Annotated in this window: 11 protein-coding genes and 1 pseudogene; 9 read left to right on the forward strand and 3 right to left on the reverse strand. The window is 72.3% G+C overall.

The features are described from left to right. Positions 1-35: 35 nt before the first annotated feature. Positions 36-1,046: an ATP-binding cassette domain-containing protein gene (locus ABZZ38_RS25305; RefSeq protein WP_356743918.1), complete on the forward strand. Its 1,011-nt coding sequence runs from the start codon at positions 36-38 to the stop codon at positions 1,044-1,046. Then, positions 1,043-1,915 (forward strand): ABC transporter permease, encoded by an 873-nt coding sequence (locus ABZZ38_RS25310; RefSeq protein WP_356743920.1) that lies wholly within the window; start codon positions 1,043-1,045, stop codon positions 1,913-1,915. The genes ABZZ38_RS25305 and ABZZ38_RS25310 overlap by 4 nt, the downstream gene beginning before the upstream one ends. A 124-nt stretch (positions 1,916-2,039) precedes the next feature. Here the strand turns inward: ABZZ38_RS25310 and greA are convergent, their stop codons facing one another. Together greA and ABZZ38_RS25320 are read right to left on the reverse strand one after the other, a co-directional pair. After that, positions 2,040-2,537: a transcription elongation factor GreA gene (greA, locus tag ABZZ38_RS25315; protein ID WP_356743922.1), complete on the reverse strand. Its 498-nt coding sequence runs from the start codon at positions 2,535-2,537 to the stop codon at positions 2,040-2,042. Positions 2,538-2,710: 173 nt separating this feature from the next. Next, on the reverse strand, positions 2,711-3,112 hold the full coding sequence (locus ABZZ38_RS25320) for a DUF4307 domain-containing protein (RefSeq protein WP_356743926.1): 402 nt from the start codon (positions 3,110-3,112) through the stop codon (positions 2,711-2,713). 162 nt (positions 3,113-3,274) lie between these two features. Here ABZZ38_RS25320 and mca point away from each other — a divergent pair, with 162 nt between their 5' ends. Together mca and ABZZ38_RS25330 are read left to right on the forward strand one after the other, a co-directional pair. Beyond that, complete coding sequence (mca, locus tag ABZZ38_RS25325; protein WP_356743928.1) at positions 3,275-4,156, forward strand: mycothiol conjugate amidase Mca; 882 nt, start codon at positions 3,275-3,277, stop codon at positions 4,154-4,156. After that, positions 4,149-4,403: a hypothetical protein gene (locus tag ABZZ38_RS25330; RefSeq protein ID WP_356743931.1), complete on the forward strand. Its 255-nt coding sequence runs from the start codon at positions 4,149-4,151 to the stop codon at positions 4,401-4,403. The genes mca and ABZZ38_RS25330 overlap by 8 nt, the downstream gene beginning before the upstream one ends. A 465-nt stretch (positions 4,404-4,868) precedes the next feature. On the opposite strand, the gene ABZZ38_RS25335 is transcribed toward ABZZ38_RS25330, so the two are convergent. Beyond that, on the reverse strand, positions 4,869-8,105 hold the full coding sequence (locus tag ABZZ38_RS25335; protein WP_356743945.1) for a tetratricopeptide repeat protein: 3,237 nt from the start codon (positions 8,103-8,105) through the stop codon (positions 4,869-4,871). Positions 8,106-8,320: 215 nt separating this feature from the next. Here ABZZ38_RS25335 and ABZZ38_RS25340 point away from each other — a divergent pair, with 215 nt between their 5' ends. The 5 genes and pseudogenes from ABZZ38_RS25340 to ABZZ38_RS25360 all read left to right on the forward strand — a co-directional run. Further along, positions 8,321-10,399: a thioredoxin domain-containing protein gene (locus tag ABZZ38_RS25340; protein WP_356743933.1), complete on the forward strand. Its 2,079-nt coding sequence runs from the start codon at positions 8,321-8,323 to the stop codon at positions 10,397-10,399. A gap of 263 nt (positions 10,400-10,662) precedes the next feature. Further along, positions 10,663-11,919: a glycosyltransferase gene (locus ABZZ38_RS25345; RefSeq protein WP_356743935.1), complete on the forward strand. Its 1,257-nt coding sequence runs from the start codon at positions 10,663-10,665 to the stop codon at positions 11,917-11,919. After that, complete coding sequence (locus tag ABZZ38_RS25350) at positions 11,916-13,592, forward strand: phospholipid carrier-dependent glycosyltransferase (protein WP_356743937.1); 1,677 nt, start codon at positions 11,916-11,918, stop codon at positions 13,590-13,592. Before ABZZ38_RS25345 ends, ABZZ38_RS25350 begins: the two co-directional genes overlap by 4 nt. Continuing rightward, entirely contained in the window at positions 13,589-14,782 is a 1,194-nt protein-coding gene (locus ABZZ38_RS25355; RefSeq protein ID WP_356743939.1) for a glycosyltransferase family 2 protein, read from the forward strand. Before ABZZ38_RS25350 ends, ABZZ38_RS25355 begins: the two co-directional genes overlap by 4 nt. Positions 14,783-14,829: 47 nt before the next feature. Then, positions 14,830-16,620, forward strand: a pseudogene (locus ABZZ38_RS25360) (galactose oxidase); the annotation flags it as partial. Positions 16,621-16,734: the final 114 nt, after the last annotated feature.

The raw sequence follows: 16,734 nt of genomic DNA on the forward strand, positions 1-16,734 counted from the left end.
ACTCACCACTCGCACCTGCCAACGGGAGAACCCACATGCCAGGCGCTATTCACGCCGAAGGACTCGTGAAGACCTTCGGCGACGTCAGGGCACTGGACGGCGTGGACCTCGATGTCCCGGAGGGGACGGTCCTGGGGCTTCTCGGCCCCAACGGCGCCGGTAAGACCACCACTGTCCGCGTGCTCACCACGCTCCTGAGGCCCGACAGCGGCAGGGCGGTCGTCGCGGGTATCGACGTCCTCAAGCACCCCAACGAAGTCCGCCGCTCGATAGGCCTGTCCGGACAGTTCGCCGCCGTCGACGAGTACCTGACCGGCCGCGAGAACCTGCAGATGGTCGGGCAGCTGTACCAGATGACCGCCAAGGCCGCGAAGAAGCGGGCCGGTGAGCTGCTGGACCGCTTCAACCTCGCCGACGCCGGCGACCGTCCCGCCAAGACGTACTCCGGCGGCATGCGACGCCGCCTCGACCTGGCGGCTGCCCTCGTGGTCTCCCCGCCCGTGATGTTCATGGACGAGCCGACGACCGGCCTCGACCCGCGCAACCGGCAGCAGTTGTGGGAGGTCATCCAGGAGCTCGTCGCCGGCGGTACCACCCTGCTCCTGACCACGCAGTACCTGGAGGAAGCCGACCACCTGGCCCACGACATCTGCGTCGTGGACCACGGCAGGGTCATCGCCCGCGGCACCTCCGACCAGCTGAAGGCGCGGACCGGTGGCGAGCGCGTCGAGGTCGTCGTCCACGAGCCCGGCGAGATCACCCCGGCCCGCGAGGTGCTCGCCGGCTTCGGCAAGGGCGAGGTCGCCGTCGAGACGCACACGCGCAAGCTCACCGTCCCGGTCACCGGCGGCGCCAAGCTGCTCGCCGAAGTCATCCGCGAACTCGACGCGCGTGGCGTCGAGATCGACGACATCGGGCTGCGCCGCCCCACCCTCGACGACGTGTTCATCTCCCTGACCGGTCACGCCGCCGAGCTCACCGACGACGACAACGGCGGCGAGGACGGCGGCCGAGGCCGCGCGAGCCGTAAGGAGGCCGCCAAGTGACGAGCCCGAGCCCGAGCCCGAGCACCGTCGCCCCCCGGCACACGGCCCCCAGGCCGCGCGGCGGCATCGGGCAGTCGGTCGGCGACTCACTGGTCGTCGCCAAGCGGAACCTGATCCGCATGTCCCGGATCCCGGAGATGGTGATCTTCGGGCTGATCCAGCCGATCATGTTCGTGGTGCTGTTCACGTACGTCTTCGGCGGCTCCATCGAGGTCGGCAGCACCATCTCCCCGGGGGCGTACCGGGAATTCCTGATGGCCGGCATCTTCGCCCAGACCGTCACGTTCGCCACCGCGGGCGCCGGCGCGGGCATCGCCGACGACATGCACAAGGGTCTGATCGACCGGTTCCGTTCGCTGCCGATGGCCCGGGGCGCGGTCCTCACCGGCCGTACGCTCGCCGACCTGGTGCAGACCACGCTCACGCTGGTCGTGCTCGCGGTCGTCGCGGCCATCGTCGGCTGGCGGTTCCACGAGAACATCGGAAAGGTGCTGCTGGGCTTCGCCCTGCTGCTCCTGCTCGGTTACGCGTTCTCCTGGATCGGTGCGCTGATCGGCCTCTCGGTGCGCACGCCCGAGGCGGCCACGTCCGGTGGACTGATCTGGCTGTTCCCGCTGACGTTCATCTCGAACGCCTTCGTCGACGCCAACAAGCTGCCGACCTTCCTGCGGCACATCGCCGAGTGGAACCCGTTCAGCGCCACCGTGCAGGCCTGCCGCGAGCTCTTCGGCAACCTGCCCCCGGGCTTCAAGACCTCGGACGCCTGGCCCATGCAGCACCCGGTCCTGGCGTCGGTCCTGTGGTCGGTGCTGATCCTGGTGGTCTTCCGGACGCTCGCGGTGCGCAAGTACCGCTCGGCGACCGCCTGACCCTTCCCACGGCACACCGCGAGGGGCCGGGCCGCGTGATCGCGGCCCGGCCCCTCGCGCACGTGTGCGCCGTGTGCGGCTGTGTGCGGATCAGCCCCGTGTTCGGATCAGTCCCGTGTGCGGATCAGCCCTGGTACGGCTTGGCGTCGAGGATCCGGACGGACGCCTTCTTGCCGTTCGGCAGCTCGTACTCCGCGTCCTCGCCGACCTTCTTGCCGTTGACGCCCGTGCCGAGCGGCGACTGCGGGGAGTACGTCTCGACGTCGGAGCTCGCGTACTCGCGCGAGGCAAGGAGGAACGTCAGGGTGTCGTCCTCGTCGCCGTCGAAGGCGATGGTGACGACCATGCCGGGCGCGACGACACCGCTCTCGGTGGGAGCCTCGCCGACCTTCGCCTGCTCCAGGAGCTGGGTCAGCTGGCGTACCCGCAGCTCCTGCTTGCCCTGCTCCTCCTTGGCCGCGTGGTACCCGCCGTTCTCACGCAGGTCGCCCTCCTCGCGCGCAGCCGCGATCTTGGCGGCGATCTCGGTTCGCGCGGGACCAGACAGGTACTCCAGCTCGGCCTTGAGCTGGTTGTACGCCTCCTGGGTGAGCCAGGTGACGTTCTCGCTGGTCTGGGTCACAGGTGCTCCTCGTCGGTACATGGGATACAAAGCATCGCCCTACCCAGAAGGATTCTGCCTTCCTGGATGGGCGAAACCACGAGCCTAACAATTTCGGGCGCAAAGGGGGAGGACGAACGTCCCGAATTTTGCGTCACCCCAGGTCAGCGGGGAAGTAGAAGGGGCTGTTCCGGTTAGTCGGAGGTGCAGCCCAGCAGCTGGGCGCTGGTGGCCTTCGCCGTCGTGCGGACGGTGACGACCTCGTCGATCCGGTCGGCCGCGCCGTCGAAGCGGACCTCCTTGCGACCCACCTCGCTTCCGTCCTCCGCGAGGGCGCGCAGGGTGCAGTACCCCGTGGCCGCCTTGTCCTTGCGGACCTCCAGGTGGACCGCGACCCGGTCCGGCGCGGACACGTCGAACTTGATCATCTCGGCGCTGACCTGCTGGCCGGCGATGTAGTCGTAGCCGAACCAGCCGACCATGGCGAGCAGCCCGGCGCCCAGGACGGCGCCCGCGATCTTGAGCTTGCGGTCGGCGCGCGCGTCCGCCGAGCGGCCGTAGCGGCCCTCGGGAAGCCCTTCCCGTACCGTGCTCATGGTCGATCCTCTCGTACGCTCGTTCGTACGCCGGACGACGGAATTTTCCGGCCGCCGATTCCGTCACTATAGAAGCCGCCCGCACGCCACCCGACCGCCGCCCCGGATGGCCGTCCGCACGGGACGGCCCGTATTCCGCCACCGATCATCGAGGACCGAGTCTTGACTGAGCAGCTGCGACTGATGGCCGTTCACGCCCACCCCGACGACGAGTCGAGCAAGGGCGCGGCGACGATGGCCAAGTATGTGTCCGAGGGGGTGGACGTGCTGGTCGTGACCTGCACGGGCGGCGAGCGCGGCTCCATCCTGAACCCGAAGCTCCAGGGCGACAAGTACATCGAGGAGAACATCCACGAGGTCCGCCGCAAGGAGATGGACGAGGCTCGCGAGATCCTCGGCGTCAGGCAGGAGTGGCTCGGCTTCGTCGACTCCGGCCTGCCGGAGGGCGACCCGCTGCCGCCGCTGCCGCAGGGATGCTTCGCTCTGGAGGACGTCGACAAGGCGGCCGGCCGCCTGGTGAGGTCCATCCGCTCCTTCCGCCCGCAGGTCATCACGACCTACGACGAGAACGGCGGCTACCCGCACCCCGACCACATCATGACCCACAAGATCACGATGGTGGCCTTCGACGGCGCGACGGACGCCGAGAAGTACCCGGAGTCGGAGTTCGGTCCGGTCTGGCAGCCGCTGAAGGTGTACTACAACCAGGGCTTCAACCGTCCTCGCACGGTCGCCCTGCACGAGGCGCTGCTGGCCCGCGGCCTGGAGTCGCCGTACGGGGAGTGGCTGGAGCGCTGGAAGGAGTTCGAGCGCGCCGAGCGGACCCTGACCACGCACGTGCCGTGCGCCGACTTCTTCGAGGTGCGCGACAAGGCGCTGATCGCGCACGCCACGCAGATCGACCCGGACGGCGGCTGGTTCCGCGTGCCGCTGGAGATGCAGAAGGAGGTCTGGCCGACCGAGGACTACGAGCTCGCGCGGTCCGTGGTCGACACCTCCCTCCCCGAGGACGACCTCTTCGCGGGCATCCGCGACAATGCCTGATATGAGCGCACACCAGGCACTGACCCAGCTCGTCCCGCTCGCCGCCAAGGAGCTCGACGAGAACAAGGTGACCCCCGGCGTCCTCGGTTTCATCGTCTTCGCGGTCATGGCCGTGGGCGTATGGATGCTGATGAAGTCGATGAACCGCCACATGGGCAAGGTCGACTTCGAAGAGGCCCCCGAACCGGCGAAGGCCGGCACGGTCACGGCCGGCGCGGCGCCGACGACCTCCAAGAGCGGCGAGTAGCGACCGGGACCGGCTCCCTCCGCCACGGAGCGGCGGAGCCGGACCCCGGGCCGGCGCGGTGGCGCCGCGTGCGTGCGCCGACGCGCGGAGCCGGAGCGCCCGCGCGGTCGGAGCGCGGACCGCGCAGCCGCGACTCGACTCCGCACCCCCCGCCCGTGTGATCGCCTCGCCGTACGGCCCGGCGCGGTACCGCCCGTACGCACGCGCCGGGCGGCCCGCCGGGCGCGACGGCCGGCCGGGAGGTGCGTCGGCCCCGGGCCGAGAGCCATGGCTGAGCTCAGCGCTCGGTGACTTCCGCGCCGGCGGAGCACGCACGTCCGGGCGTGCCCCGGGGCCGGTGCTCACGGCCGAGGGACGACCACGCCCCAAGGCCGCCCCGACAAAGGCCGCCCCGGCCAAGGCCGCGCCCCAAGGCTGTCCCCGGCCCAAGGGCCGGTCCCGGCCGTCCCCGGGCCGGCCGGTGGGCTACGGCCGTGCCGTCGCCCCGGTCGGTACGCCCATCACCTCCCGCGCGTGACGGGACGGGGTCAGCCCGAGCGGCCACGGCTGCCACGGGGACTCCAGGCGTACGCCGCGCTCCAGCACCAGGCCCCAGGCCACCACGCAGTCCTCCAGCCCGGGGTCGCGCCACGGGTGCTTGGCCTCGCCGAGTTCGGCGAGCTCCTGCTGGGCGACCGCCGTGCCGACCTCCACCCCGCCCGGTGAGGCGTACGGGAGCAGCGTGCAGCGCAGGAAGCGGGCCCAGTCCGCGCCGCGCCCGTCGTCGTACGAGGCGAACAGCGCCACCGCCTCGTCGCACAGCGCCAGCGCCTGGGGCGCCCGGTCGTTGCCCGCGTCGATGATCGCCAGCTCCAGGCACGTCCACGCCTCGCCGTGGGCCACGCCGATGCGGCGGAAGTCCGCGCGGGCGTCCACCAGGAGCTGCCGGGCGAAGCCCGAGTTGCGCAGGTTGCCCGTCCGGGCGGCCCGCTGGTCGCGGGTGAGCCGGCCCGCGTGGTGACGGGCGCACGCCAGGCCGTACACGTCCCGCATCCGCGAGAACATCGCCCGGGCCCGCTCCAGCTCCCGTACCGCCTCGTCGGTGTCGCCCGCCTCCTCCAGCGCCTGGCCCAGGTAGTACCGGGTCCACGCCTCACCGCGGGCGTCCTCGTTGTCGCGGTGACGGGCCAGGGCGGTACGCAGCTGTTCCAGCGCCGGGGCAGCGTCGCCGTCCACCAGCCGGGCCCGGCCCAGCTGGGTCAGCGCCCACGCCTCACCGCGGGCGTCGTGCGTCCGCCCGTACAGGTCGAGCGCCGTCCGCAGCGCGGCCTCGGCGCGCACCACCTCACCCAGGCGCAGGCACACCTGGCCCAGCTGGAAGTGCGCCCACGCCTCACCGTGCAGCGACTCGCTCTCCCGGTGCAGCGCCAGCGCCGTGTCCAGCAGGGTCAGCGCCTCGGCGATGCCGCCCCGGTCCCGCTCCACCGCCGCCAGCGCGTGCAGGGTCCAGGCCCGGTCCGCCGCCAGCTCCGGTGCGGCCTGGAGCTCCAAGGCCTCCCGCAGCCGCGCCGCCGCCTCCGGCAGGTTGCCCTGGTGGTGCAGCGTGATGCCCAGCGAACACAGCGCCAGCGCCGCACCCGCGTCCTGCCGGGCCTCCTGGTACAGCGACACCACCGACGTCAGCGTCGTCCGCGCGGTGTCCAGCTCACCCAGCTGACGCGCCGCGATACCCGTCCGCCACCGCACCGACCGCGCCAGCAGTCCCTGGTCCACCGCCTCCGTCAGCTGCTGGAGCTCACCGAGCCGGTACAGGTCGCCGCGCAGCAGGCAGTAGTCGCACAGCGCGCCCAGCAGCTCCAGTACCGTCTGCCGGGAGACACCCTCCGCGTGCCGCAGCGCCGCCGTGATGAAGCCCGACTCGTCGTCCAGCCAGCGCAGCGCCGCCTCCAGCGACGTGAACCCGTGCCCGTCGAACCGCGCCCTGTGGCCGACGCGTGTCGACATCTTGCCGTCCACCATGCGGATCACCGCGTCGGCGAGCTCGGCGTGGTTCCGGATCAGCCGCTCCTGCGCCGCCGCGATCTCACCGTCGTCCTCCTCGTCCCGCAGCCGTGCCGCGGCGAACGCCCGCACCGTGTCGTGCAGCCGGAACCTGTCACCCCGCACCTGGTCCAGCAGGCCCGCCGCCGCCAGCTCCCGCAACCGCGCGCGCCCCTCCTCCTCCCCGGCCGCCAGCAGCGCGGCGGCAGCCGCCGCGCCCAGGGACGCCCGGCCCGCCAGCGCCAGGCGCCGCAGCAGCCGTCGCTGATCACCGGACAGCCCGGTGGCGTAGCACGCCGCCAGGGCCCGCTCCACCGGTTCGCCGGTCCGCTCCGCCAGCAGCCGGACGACCTCCGCCGCCGAGCGCGAACCAACGACCGCCGAGCCCGCCACCCGCAGCGCCAGCGGCAGGCCGCCGCACAGCTCCCGCAGCCGCTCCGTGGCCTCCGCGTCGTACGGCCCGCGCTCCGGGCCGTCGGCGGCCTGCCGCAGCACCTGCTCGGCGTCCGCCTCCTCAAGACCGCCCACGGGCAGCTGGTGCACCCACGCCGGTACGTCGTCGCCCAGCGCCAGCGGCCGGCGCGCCGTCACCAGCACCAGGCCGTCCGACCGCTCCGGGACCAACGTGCGCACCTGCTCCGGGTCGTGCGCGTCGTCGAGCACCACCGTGACCGGCAGGCCCGTCAGATGCTGGTGGTAGACCTCCGCGAGCCTGCGCACCTGCTGCTCCGTCGAGGACCGCTCGCGCGGCAGCAACTGCTCACGCGGTGCGCCCAGCCGGTTCAGGAGGTTCAGCAGGGCGTCGCGCGTCGACAGGGGCGGCTCGTCCCCGCCCGCACCGCGCATGTCGACCAGGCACGCCCCGCGGAACCGGTCCCGCAGCCGGTGCGCCGCCCGCACGGCCAGGGCGGTGCGGCCCGAGCCCGGCTCGCCGTGCAGCACCACCACCGTCGGACGGGTCTCGGTGGCCGCGCGCGCCGCCCGCACCCACCCCTCGATCTGCTCCAGCTCCCGGCGCCGCCCCGAGAACGGCGCGTCCGGCTCCGGCAGGTGCCCGTAGGACTGCTCCAGGGCGAGGCGCCGCCGGGCGAGGGCGCTGCGGTCGACACCGCGCAGCCGCGGCGCCCCCGTGGCGGGCGTGGCGGCGGGCGTGGCCGAGGCCGCGGCCAGCATCCGCTGCTGGTCCAGGAACGGGCGTACGCCCCGTACCTCCAGGGCCGACAACCACTGGAGCCGCAGCTGCTCCGCGCCGCCCGGCTGACCGAGCGCGCCCGCCCTGCGGTGCGCGGCCGGCCAGTGGGCCGCCGTCGCCTTCAGCACCGTCGCCGCCGCCCCGGCCACGGCGACCACCGCGCCGGCGCCCAGCGCCGTGCCGGCCGACGTGCCCAGCGCCAGGTCCGCGCCCGCCGCGGCGACCGCCGCCACCGCCGTGACCAGCGCGGGCGCCCCGACGGCCGGGCCGCTGAACCGCTCGGCGAGGGAGAGCCGCCCGGCCTCCGCCTCATCGAGCGCCCGTACGTACGCGTCGTACTCCTCGGCAGCGCTCGCCGCCAGCGTCTCCAGCGCGTCCCGGCCGCGCGCCAGCAGCGGCCCCGCGTCGGTCCGCCCTCCCGGGCGCCGGACCTCCTCCTCCACGGCCCGCGCCAACAGCCGCTCGGCCTCGGCGCGGTGGCCCTCCCGCAGCCGCCCGCCCCGCCCGCCCGTGTCGCGCCCGCCCGTGTCGCGCCTGTCCGCGCCCCGCGCGTCCGTGTCCCGCATGTGCGTCCCCCTCCGCCGGCGTTCCCGTCCGGCGACCAGTGTCCGTCGTACCGGTGATCGACGCGAGGGGCTGTGGACAACCCCCGGGAAAGGGGGTGCCCTGCCCGACATCGAGCCGCTCCGTCCGGCAGGATGGCTGTATGGCGAACCGACTGGCCCATGAGACGTCCCCGTACCTCCTTCAGCACGCCGACAACCCCGTCGACTGGTGGCCCTGGTCGGACGAGGCCTTCGAGGAGGCCCGGCGCCGCGGTGTGCCCGTGCTGCTCAGCGTCGGCTACAGCTCCTGCCACTGGTGTCACGTCATGGCGCACGAGTCGTTCGAGGACGAGGACACCGCCGCGTACCTCAACGAGCACTTCGTCAACGTGAAGGTCGACCGCGAGGAGCGGCCGGACGTGGACGCCGTCTACATGGAGGCCGTGCAGGCGGCCACCGGGCAGGGCGGCTGGCCCATGACCGTGTTCCTGACGCCCGACGCCGAGCCGTTCTACTTCGGCACGTACTTCCCGCCCGCCCCCCGCCACGGCATGCCGTCCTTCCTGCAGGTCCTGGAAGGAGTCAGGGCGGCCTGGGCGGACCGGCGCGAGGAGGTCGGCGAGGTCGCCGGGAACATCGTGCGCGAGCTGTCCGGGCGCTCCCTCGCCTTCGGCGGTGCCGGTGCGCCCGGCGAGCAGGAGCTGGCGCAGGCGCTGCTCGCGCTGACCCGGGACTACGACGCGCTCCACGCCGGCTTCGGCGGCGCGCCCAAGTTCCCGCCGTCCATGGTGATCGAGTTCCTGCTGCGCCACCACGCCCGCACGGGCGCCGAGGGCGCGCTGCAGATGGCCGCCGACACCTGTGAGGCGATGGCGCGGGGCGGCATCTACGACCAGCTCGGGGGCGGGTTCGCCCGCTACTCGGTGGACCGCGAGTGGGTCGTGCCGCACTTCGAGAAGATGCTGTACGACAACGCCCTGCTGTGCCGCGTCTACGCCCACCTGTGGCGGGCCACCGGCAGCGACCTCGCGCGCCGCGTCGCGCTGGAGACCGCCGATTTCATGGTGCGCGAACTGCGCACGGCGGAGGGCGGGTTCGCCTCCGCGCTGGACGCCGACTCCGACGACGGGAGTGGCAAGCACGTCGAAGGCGCCTACTACGTGTGGACGCCCGAGCAGCTGCGGGAGGTGCTGGGCGAGGAGGACGCCGCGTACGCCGCCCGGCACTTCGGCGTCACCGAGGAGGGCACCTTCGAGGAGGGCGCCTCCGTCCTGCAACTGCCCGACGGCGCGGGAGCGGGGGTACCTCCCACGCCGGAGGCCGTGGGGGACGGGGCCGAGCGTGTCGAGCGGATCCGGCGGCGGCTGTTCGAGGCGCGCGACCGGCGCCCGCGCCCCGGCCGCGACGACAAGATCGTCGCCGCGTGGAACGGGCTGGCGATCGCCGCGCTCGCCGAGACCGGCGCGTTCTTCGACCGCCCCGACCTGGTCGAGCGCGCCACGGAGGCCGCCGACCTGCTGGTACGGCTCCACATGGACAGCACGGCGCGGCTGGCCCGTACCTCCAGGGACGGCAAGGTGGGCGTCAACGCCGGGGTGCTGGAGGACTACGGCGACGTCGCCGAGGGCTTCCTCGCGCTCGCCGCCGTCACGGGTGAGGGCGTGTGGCTGGAGTTCGCCGGGTTCCTGCTGGACATCGTGCTGGACCGGTTCACCGGTGAGGGCGGCGCGCTGTACGACACGGCGCACGACGCCGAGCAGCTCATCCGCCGTCCCCAGGACCCCACCGACAACGCCGTCCCCTCCGGCTGGACGGCCGCCGCCGGAGCGCTGCTCTCGTACGCCGCCCACACCGGCTCCGAGGCCCACCGCACCGCCGCCGAGGGCGCCCTCGGCGTGGTCAAGGCGCTCGGCCCGCGCGCGCCCCGCTTCATCGGCTGGGGCCTGGCCGTCGCCGAGGCGCTGCTCGACGGCCCCCGCGAGGTCGCCGTCGTCGGCGCCGGCGCCGAGCCGGCCGGCCCGGGCGCCGAGGCCGCCCGCGCCCTGCACCGCGCGGCGCTCCTCGGCACCGCGCCCGGCGCCGTCGTCGCCTACGGCAGGCCGGGCGCCGCGGACGAGTTCCCGCTGCTCAGGGACCGCCCGCTGATCGACGGGCAACCCGCGGCGTACGTCTGCCGCCACTTCGTCTGCGACGCGCCTACCACGGACGCGGCCGACCTTTCCCGAAAACTGACCAACTGAGGCAGGAAAAACTGTTTTTGTCGGGACGGCCCCGACTGTCACCGCTTGGCTCTATCCTCATCGCACGAGGAGTTGAGGAGACTCCGCACGCATTCTGGGGAGGATGCGTGCGGACGTTGATCATGGGCGTCGACGGCCAGGGGGGTCCTGCCGCGATTCGCCCCTTGCCATGCCTTCTGGGGGAAAGATCCGTGTCGCGGCGGCGCGCCGTGTGATTTCCGCGCGCCCGTGTCACCGCGGCAGGTTCCAAGGGGGGACCTTTCGTGCTCATTTCGCTGTTCGTCGCCGCCGTGTCACTGGCGCTCTTCTGGATGGCCGCGTTCACGCTGTGGTGGCAGATGCACGCCTGGCGTACGCCCGAGACACTCGCCGCGACCCGTTTCGCCAGCCCGGACGGCCAACAGGGCCTGTCCTTCTCGCTGTTGCTGCCCGCCCGGCACGAGCAGCTCGTCCTGGAGCACACCATCGAGCGGCTCCGCGAGTCCGGCCACCGCGACTTCGAGATCATCGTGATCGTCGGCCATGACGACCCGGAGACCGCCGAGGTCGCCGAGCGGGCCGCCGCCCGCGACCCCGACCGCGTACGCGTCGTCGTCGACACCCACGCCACCAAGAACAAACCCAAGGCGCTCAACACGGCCCTGCCGTACTGCCGGGGCGACGTCGTCGGGGTCTTCGACGCCGAGGACCAGGTCCACCCCGAGCTGCTCGCCCATGTGGACCACGCCTTCACCGCCACCGGTGCCGACGTCGTCCAGGGCGGCGTCCAGCTCATCAACTTCCACTCCAGCTGGTACTCCCTGCGCAACTGCCTGGAGTACTTCTTCTGGTTCCGCTCCCGTCTCCACCTGCACGCCGCCAAGGGCTTCATCCCGCTCGGCGGCAACACCGTCTTCGTCCGCACCGACGTCCTGCGCGAGGTCGGCGGCTGGGACCAGAACTGTCTCGCCGAGGACTGCGACCTGGGCGTACGCCTCTCCAGCAAGGGCCGGAAGGTCGTCGTCGCGTACGACGCCGACATGGTCACCCGCGAGGAGACCCCCGGCACGCTGATGAGCCTGCTGAAACAGCGCACCCGCTGGAACCAGGGCTTCCTCCAGGTCTACCGCAAGAAGGACTGGAGGCAACTGCCCACCCTCGGGCAGCGGATGCTCGCCCGCCACACCCTCATGACCCCGTTCATGCAGGCCTTCACCGGCGTCATCATCCCGCTCAACGTGGCGATAGCCCTCTTCCTCGACGTACCGATCGGGATCGCCGTCATCACCTTCCTGCCGCTGCTCACGGCCATGGTGACCTTCGTCTTCGAGATCGTCGGACTGCACGACTTCGGGAGGCAGTACGGGCTGCGCGTGCGGTTCCCCCACTACCTCAAGCTCATCGCCGGCGGCCCCTTCTATCAACTGCTGCTGGCGGGCGCGGCCGTCCGCGCGGTCTGGCGCGAACATCGCGGCCGTAACGAATGGGAGCTCACCAGCCATGTCGGCGCGCACCTCGTGCGAGAGGAAGCCACCCGATGACCGCGACCCTGCCCGCCGCCCCCGCGACACCGCGACCCACCACCGTCCCGGCACCGCTCGACAAGAGACGGCTCGTCACCCGGCCCGTCATACGGTTCCGCGGCTCGCGTCCCGACCTCGTCCTGTGCGGCGTGCTCCTCGTCGCGATCCTGCTCGTCCAGGGCTGGAACATCCAGCAGTACCCCACCCTCAGCGACGACGAGGGCACCTACCTCGCCCAGGCGTGGGCCGTCCAGAACGGCCGCGGCCTCGCCCACTACACGTACTGGTACGACCATCCGCCGCTCGGCTGGATGCAGCTCGCCGTCCTGACCTGGATACCCTCGCTGTTCGCCCCGGAGTCGATGACCGTCGCCTCGATGCGAGGCGCGATGCTGCTGGTCAGCGCCGCCTCCGCGGTGATGCTCTACGTGCTGGCGCGCCGGCTGTGGCTGCCGCGCTGGGCGGCGGGCCTGGCCATGGTGCTGTTCGGCCTGTCCCCGCTCTCCGTCGTCCTCCAGCGCGAGATCTTCCTCGACAACATCGCCGTGATGTGGATCCTGCTGGCGTTCTGCCTCGCGGCCTCACCCCACAGACACCTGTGGCACCACTTCGCAGCCGGGATCACCGCCGCCGTCGCCGTCCTCACCAAGGAGACGATGCTCGTCGTCCTCCCGGCGCTGCTGGTCACCATGTGGCGCCACACTCACCGTGACACCCGCAAGTTCGCCGTCACCGGCGCGATCACCGGCTGCGTGCTGATCGGCCTGGGGTACCCGCTCTTCGCCCTCCTCAAGGGCGAGCTGCTGCCCGGCAGCGGACACGTGTCGCTGTGGGAGGGCATCACGTACCAGATGAGCCGGCCCGGCTCCGGCTTCCTCCTCAGCGACGGCACCGGCTCCAACGCCGTCCTGGACTCCTGGCTCTACTACGACCGGGTCCTGCCGCTCGGCGGACTCGCCGGCGCCGCCCTGCTCCTGGTCACCGTCCGCCGGTCGGTCACCGCGCGGGCGCTGGCCGGGCCCGCGCTCGCCGTCGCCCTCCTCGCGGTCGTCGCCCTGCGCCCCTCCGGCTACCTGCCCGCCATGTACGTCATCCAGGCGCTGCCCTTCCTGGCCCTGGTCCTCGCCGGGGGCGCGGCGAGCGTCGCCCACGCGGTGCTGCGCAAGGGCCGCCCGCTGCCCCGGCTCGTCCCGGTCCGCCGGGCCGTGGCCGCCCTGCTCACCGCGTCCGCCGTCGTGTACGTGGCACCCCGCTGGTACGAGGGGGACCGCACCGCCATGACCGCCGACGCCAACGCCCCCTACCGGGCCGCCGCCTCCTGGCTCGACCGCGAGGTCCGGGACCCGGCCCACGCGCGCGTGCTGGTCGACGACGCGCTCTGGCTCGACCTGGTCCACTCCGGGTACGAACCCGGGCTCGGCGCCATCTGGTTCTACAAGGCGGACCTCGACCCGGCGGTGACCAGGACGATCCCCCGTGGCTGGCAGGACCTGGACTACGTCGTCGCCTCCCCGACCGTCCGGCGCGACGCGCGGGACCTGCCCAACGTCAAGGCGGCGCTGGAGCACTCGGCGCCGGTCGCCACCTTCGGCGAGGGCGAGGAGCGGATCGAGATCCGGAAGATCACCCGGAGCCGGACCACCCAGAGCCGGGTCACCGAAGGCCGGACCACCGGAGCGGAGGCCCCGTGACCATCCAGCCCACCGGCGCCGGGCACATCGCCCCGGTCACCGTCGACGCACCCGAGCCGGGAGCCGTCACCGTCGTCATCCCCACCTTCAACGAAGCGGCCAACGTACGGGAGTTGCTGCGCCGCGTCGCCGCATCCGTGCCGGCCCGGCTGCCCTGCGAGGTCGTCTTCGTCGACGACTCGACCGACGACACCCCCACCGTGATCGCCGACGCCGCGAGGGACTGCGCCTTCCCGGTCTCCGTCATCCACCGCGACACCCCCGACGGCGGCCTCGGCGGTGCCGTCATCGAAGGCATGAAGGCCGCCACCTCGCCGTGGATCGTCGTCATGGACGCCGATCTCCAGCACCCGCCCGACCTCATCCCCGGTCTCGTCGCCACCGGCGAGGAGCAGCACGCCGACCTCGTCGTCGCCAGCCGCTACCTGCCCGGGGGAAGCCGCGCCGGACTCGCCGGCGGCTACCGCGTCGCCGTCTCGCGTGGCGCCACCCGGCTCGCCAAGGGGCTCTTCCCGCGCGCCCTGCGCGGCATCAGCGACCCCATGAGCGGGTTCTTCGCCATCCGGCGCGAGACCGTGACCGGCGCCGTCACCGCCGAGGCGCTCAAGCCCCTCGGCTACAAGATCCTGCTGGAGCTGGCCGTCCGCCGCCGCCCGCGCCAGGTCGCCGAAGTGCCGTTCGTCTTCCAGGACCGGTTCGCCGGCGAGTCCAAGTCGACGGCCAAGGAGGGGCTGCGCTTCCTGCGCCACCTGGTGGAGCTGCGCACCGCCTCGCCGCTCGCGCGGATGGTCGCCTTCGGAGCGATCGGGCTCACCGGATTCGTCCCGAACCTCGCCGCCCTGTACGGCCTGACCGGCGCCGGGCTGCACTATCTGCCCGCCGAGCTCCTCGCCAACCAGCTGGGCGTCGCCTGGAACTTCCTCCTCATCGAGGTGCTGCTCTTCCGCGACCGCCGCCACCACCGGCACTGGGCCGACCGGGCGGGCCGCTTCGCGCTCCTCGCCAACGCCGACCTGGTCCTGCGCATCCCGCTGATCGCCCTGTTCGTCGGGCAGTTCCACATGACCGTGCTGCCCGCCACCACCCTCGCGCTGCTGACCACCTTCGTCCTGCGGTTCGCCGGGACCGAGGCGCTGGTCTACCTGCCGCGCCGCACGCGCGGGGCCCGCACAGGAAGGAATCCCCGGTGACACGGACAGCCCGCCGCCGAAGGGTGGCGTTGCTCGCCATCGGCGCCATGACCTCCGGTCTGCTCCTGGCCGCCCAGCCCCCGGCCGCCGCCGGGGTCAACCTCATCAGGAACCCCGGCTTCGAAACCGCCGGCACCGGCCACGACGGGATGCCGGAGTGCTGGTCGAGATCCGGCTGGGGAGACAACGACGTCACGTTCACCACGACCGCCGACGCCCACACCGGCACCGGCGCCATGAAGGTCGAGCTGACCCGCCGCGTCGACGGCGACCGCAAGGCCCTCATCACCGAGTCCAGCGCCTGCGCCCCGGCCGTCGCCGCCGACCGGCAGTACGACCTGTCCCTTTGGTACAAGTCGACGACCCCCGACACGGCGGTCACGCTCTTCCGGCACGACACGACCGCGGGCTGGCAGTACTGGACCGACCTCAAGACCCTCCCGCTCGCCGGCGCGTACACCCGCGCCGAGGTCCGCACGCCCGTCGTCCCGCCCGGCACCGACAAGATCGCCTGGGGCGTCTCGGTCTTCGGCACCGGCAGCGTCACCACCGACGACTACGTGATGGAGGAGGTCACCGCGCCCGCGCCCGACCCGGTCTGCACCGGCACGGCCGAGGAGTGCGTGAAGGGCCGGTGGGACGTCCTGAAGACCAGGAACCCGGTCCGCTCCATGCACTCGGTCGTCCTGCACGGGGGTACCTCCCAGGCCGAAGGCTCCGGGGGAGGGAAGGTGCTGCTCATCGCCGGCTCCGGCAACGACCCGGAGATGTTCGAGGCCGGCACCTTCACCTCCGCCGTGTACGACCCGGCGAACGGCTCCTTCAGGACCATCCCCACGCCCGTCGACATGTTCTGCGCCGGCCATGTGCAGCTGGCGGACGGCCGGGTGCTGGTGATGAGCGGCAACAAGGGCTATCCGTCCGCCGACGGGAAGATCGGCTACCAGGGGTTGAAGGACTCGTACATCTTCGACCCGGCGACCGAGACGTACCTCAGGACCAACGACATGCACGACGGGCACTGGTACCCGTCGGCGACCATCCTCGGCAACGGCGACGTCATCTCGTTCGGCGGGCTGAAGCAGGACTCCACCGGCAACGTGACGGCCGAGAAGTTCTCGGCCGCGCAGAACAAGTGGCTGCCGATCAACGAGGTCAAGCAGACCTGGTCGTACTGGGGCCTGTACCCGTCGATGATCCTCATGCAGGACGGGCGCCTGTTCTACTCCGGCAGCCACACCTTCGGCAACGGCACCCCCGGCACGGGCGCCTCCATCTACGACTACGACGCCAACACCATCACCGATGTGCCGGGTCTGCGGAACAAGGACCAGCGCGACGAGTCGGCCAGCGTGCTGCTGCCCCCGGCCCAGGACCAGCGGGTGCTGACCATCGGGGGTGGCAACAACGAGTCCAACCCCGCCGCCAACCGTCTCACCGACATCATCGACCTCAAGCGGCCCAGCCCGGGTTACGTCGCGGGCCCCCCGCTCCCGCAGGGCCTGGTCGACCAGGGCCGGGGCAAGCGGCCGCAGACCGGTGACGAGGGCAAGATGTACGTCTCGGCGGTGCTGCTGCCGGACGGCAAGGTCCTGGAGACCGGCGGCGCGCTGCACGACCGGGCCGATCCGGTGTTCGAGGCCTCGGTCTTCGACCCGGCCACCGACACGTACCAGGCGGGCATGGCCGCCGACCCGGTCCCGCGCGGCTACCACTCCTCGGCGTTCCTGCTGCCCGACGGCCGGGTGATGGCGGTCGGCGACAACCCGGGCAACGGCTCGTACAACCACGACGTGTCGGTCTACACACCGCCGTACCTGCTGAAGGGAGCGCGGCCGTCGATGCGGCCCGGATGGTCAGAGGGCGGGGGGGAATGGGGGACCCACCGGGGGACCCCCATATGTTAATTAAACCTCAGTTAAACAAACAAAAAATTTTAAAAAAATGTTTTT

The sequence above is a fragment of the Streptomyces sp. NPDC006368 genome (assembly GCF_040612535.1).
GTDB lineage: Bacteria > Actinomycetota > Actinomycetes > Streptomycetales > Streptomycetaceae > Streptomyces.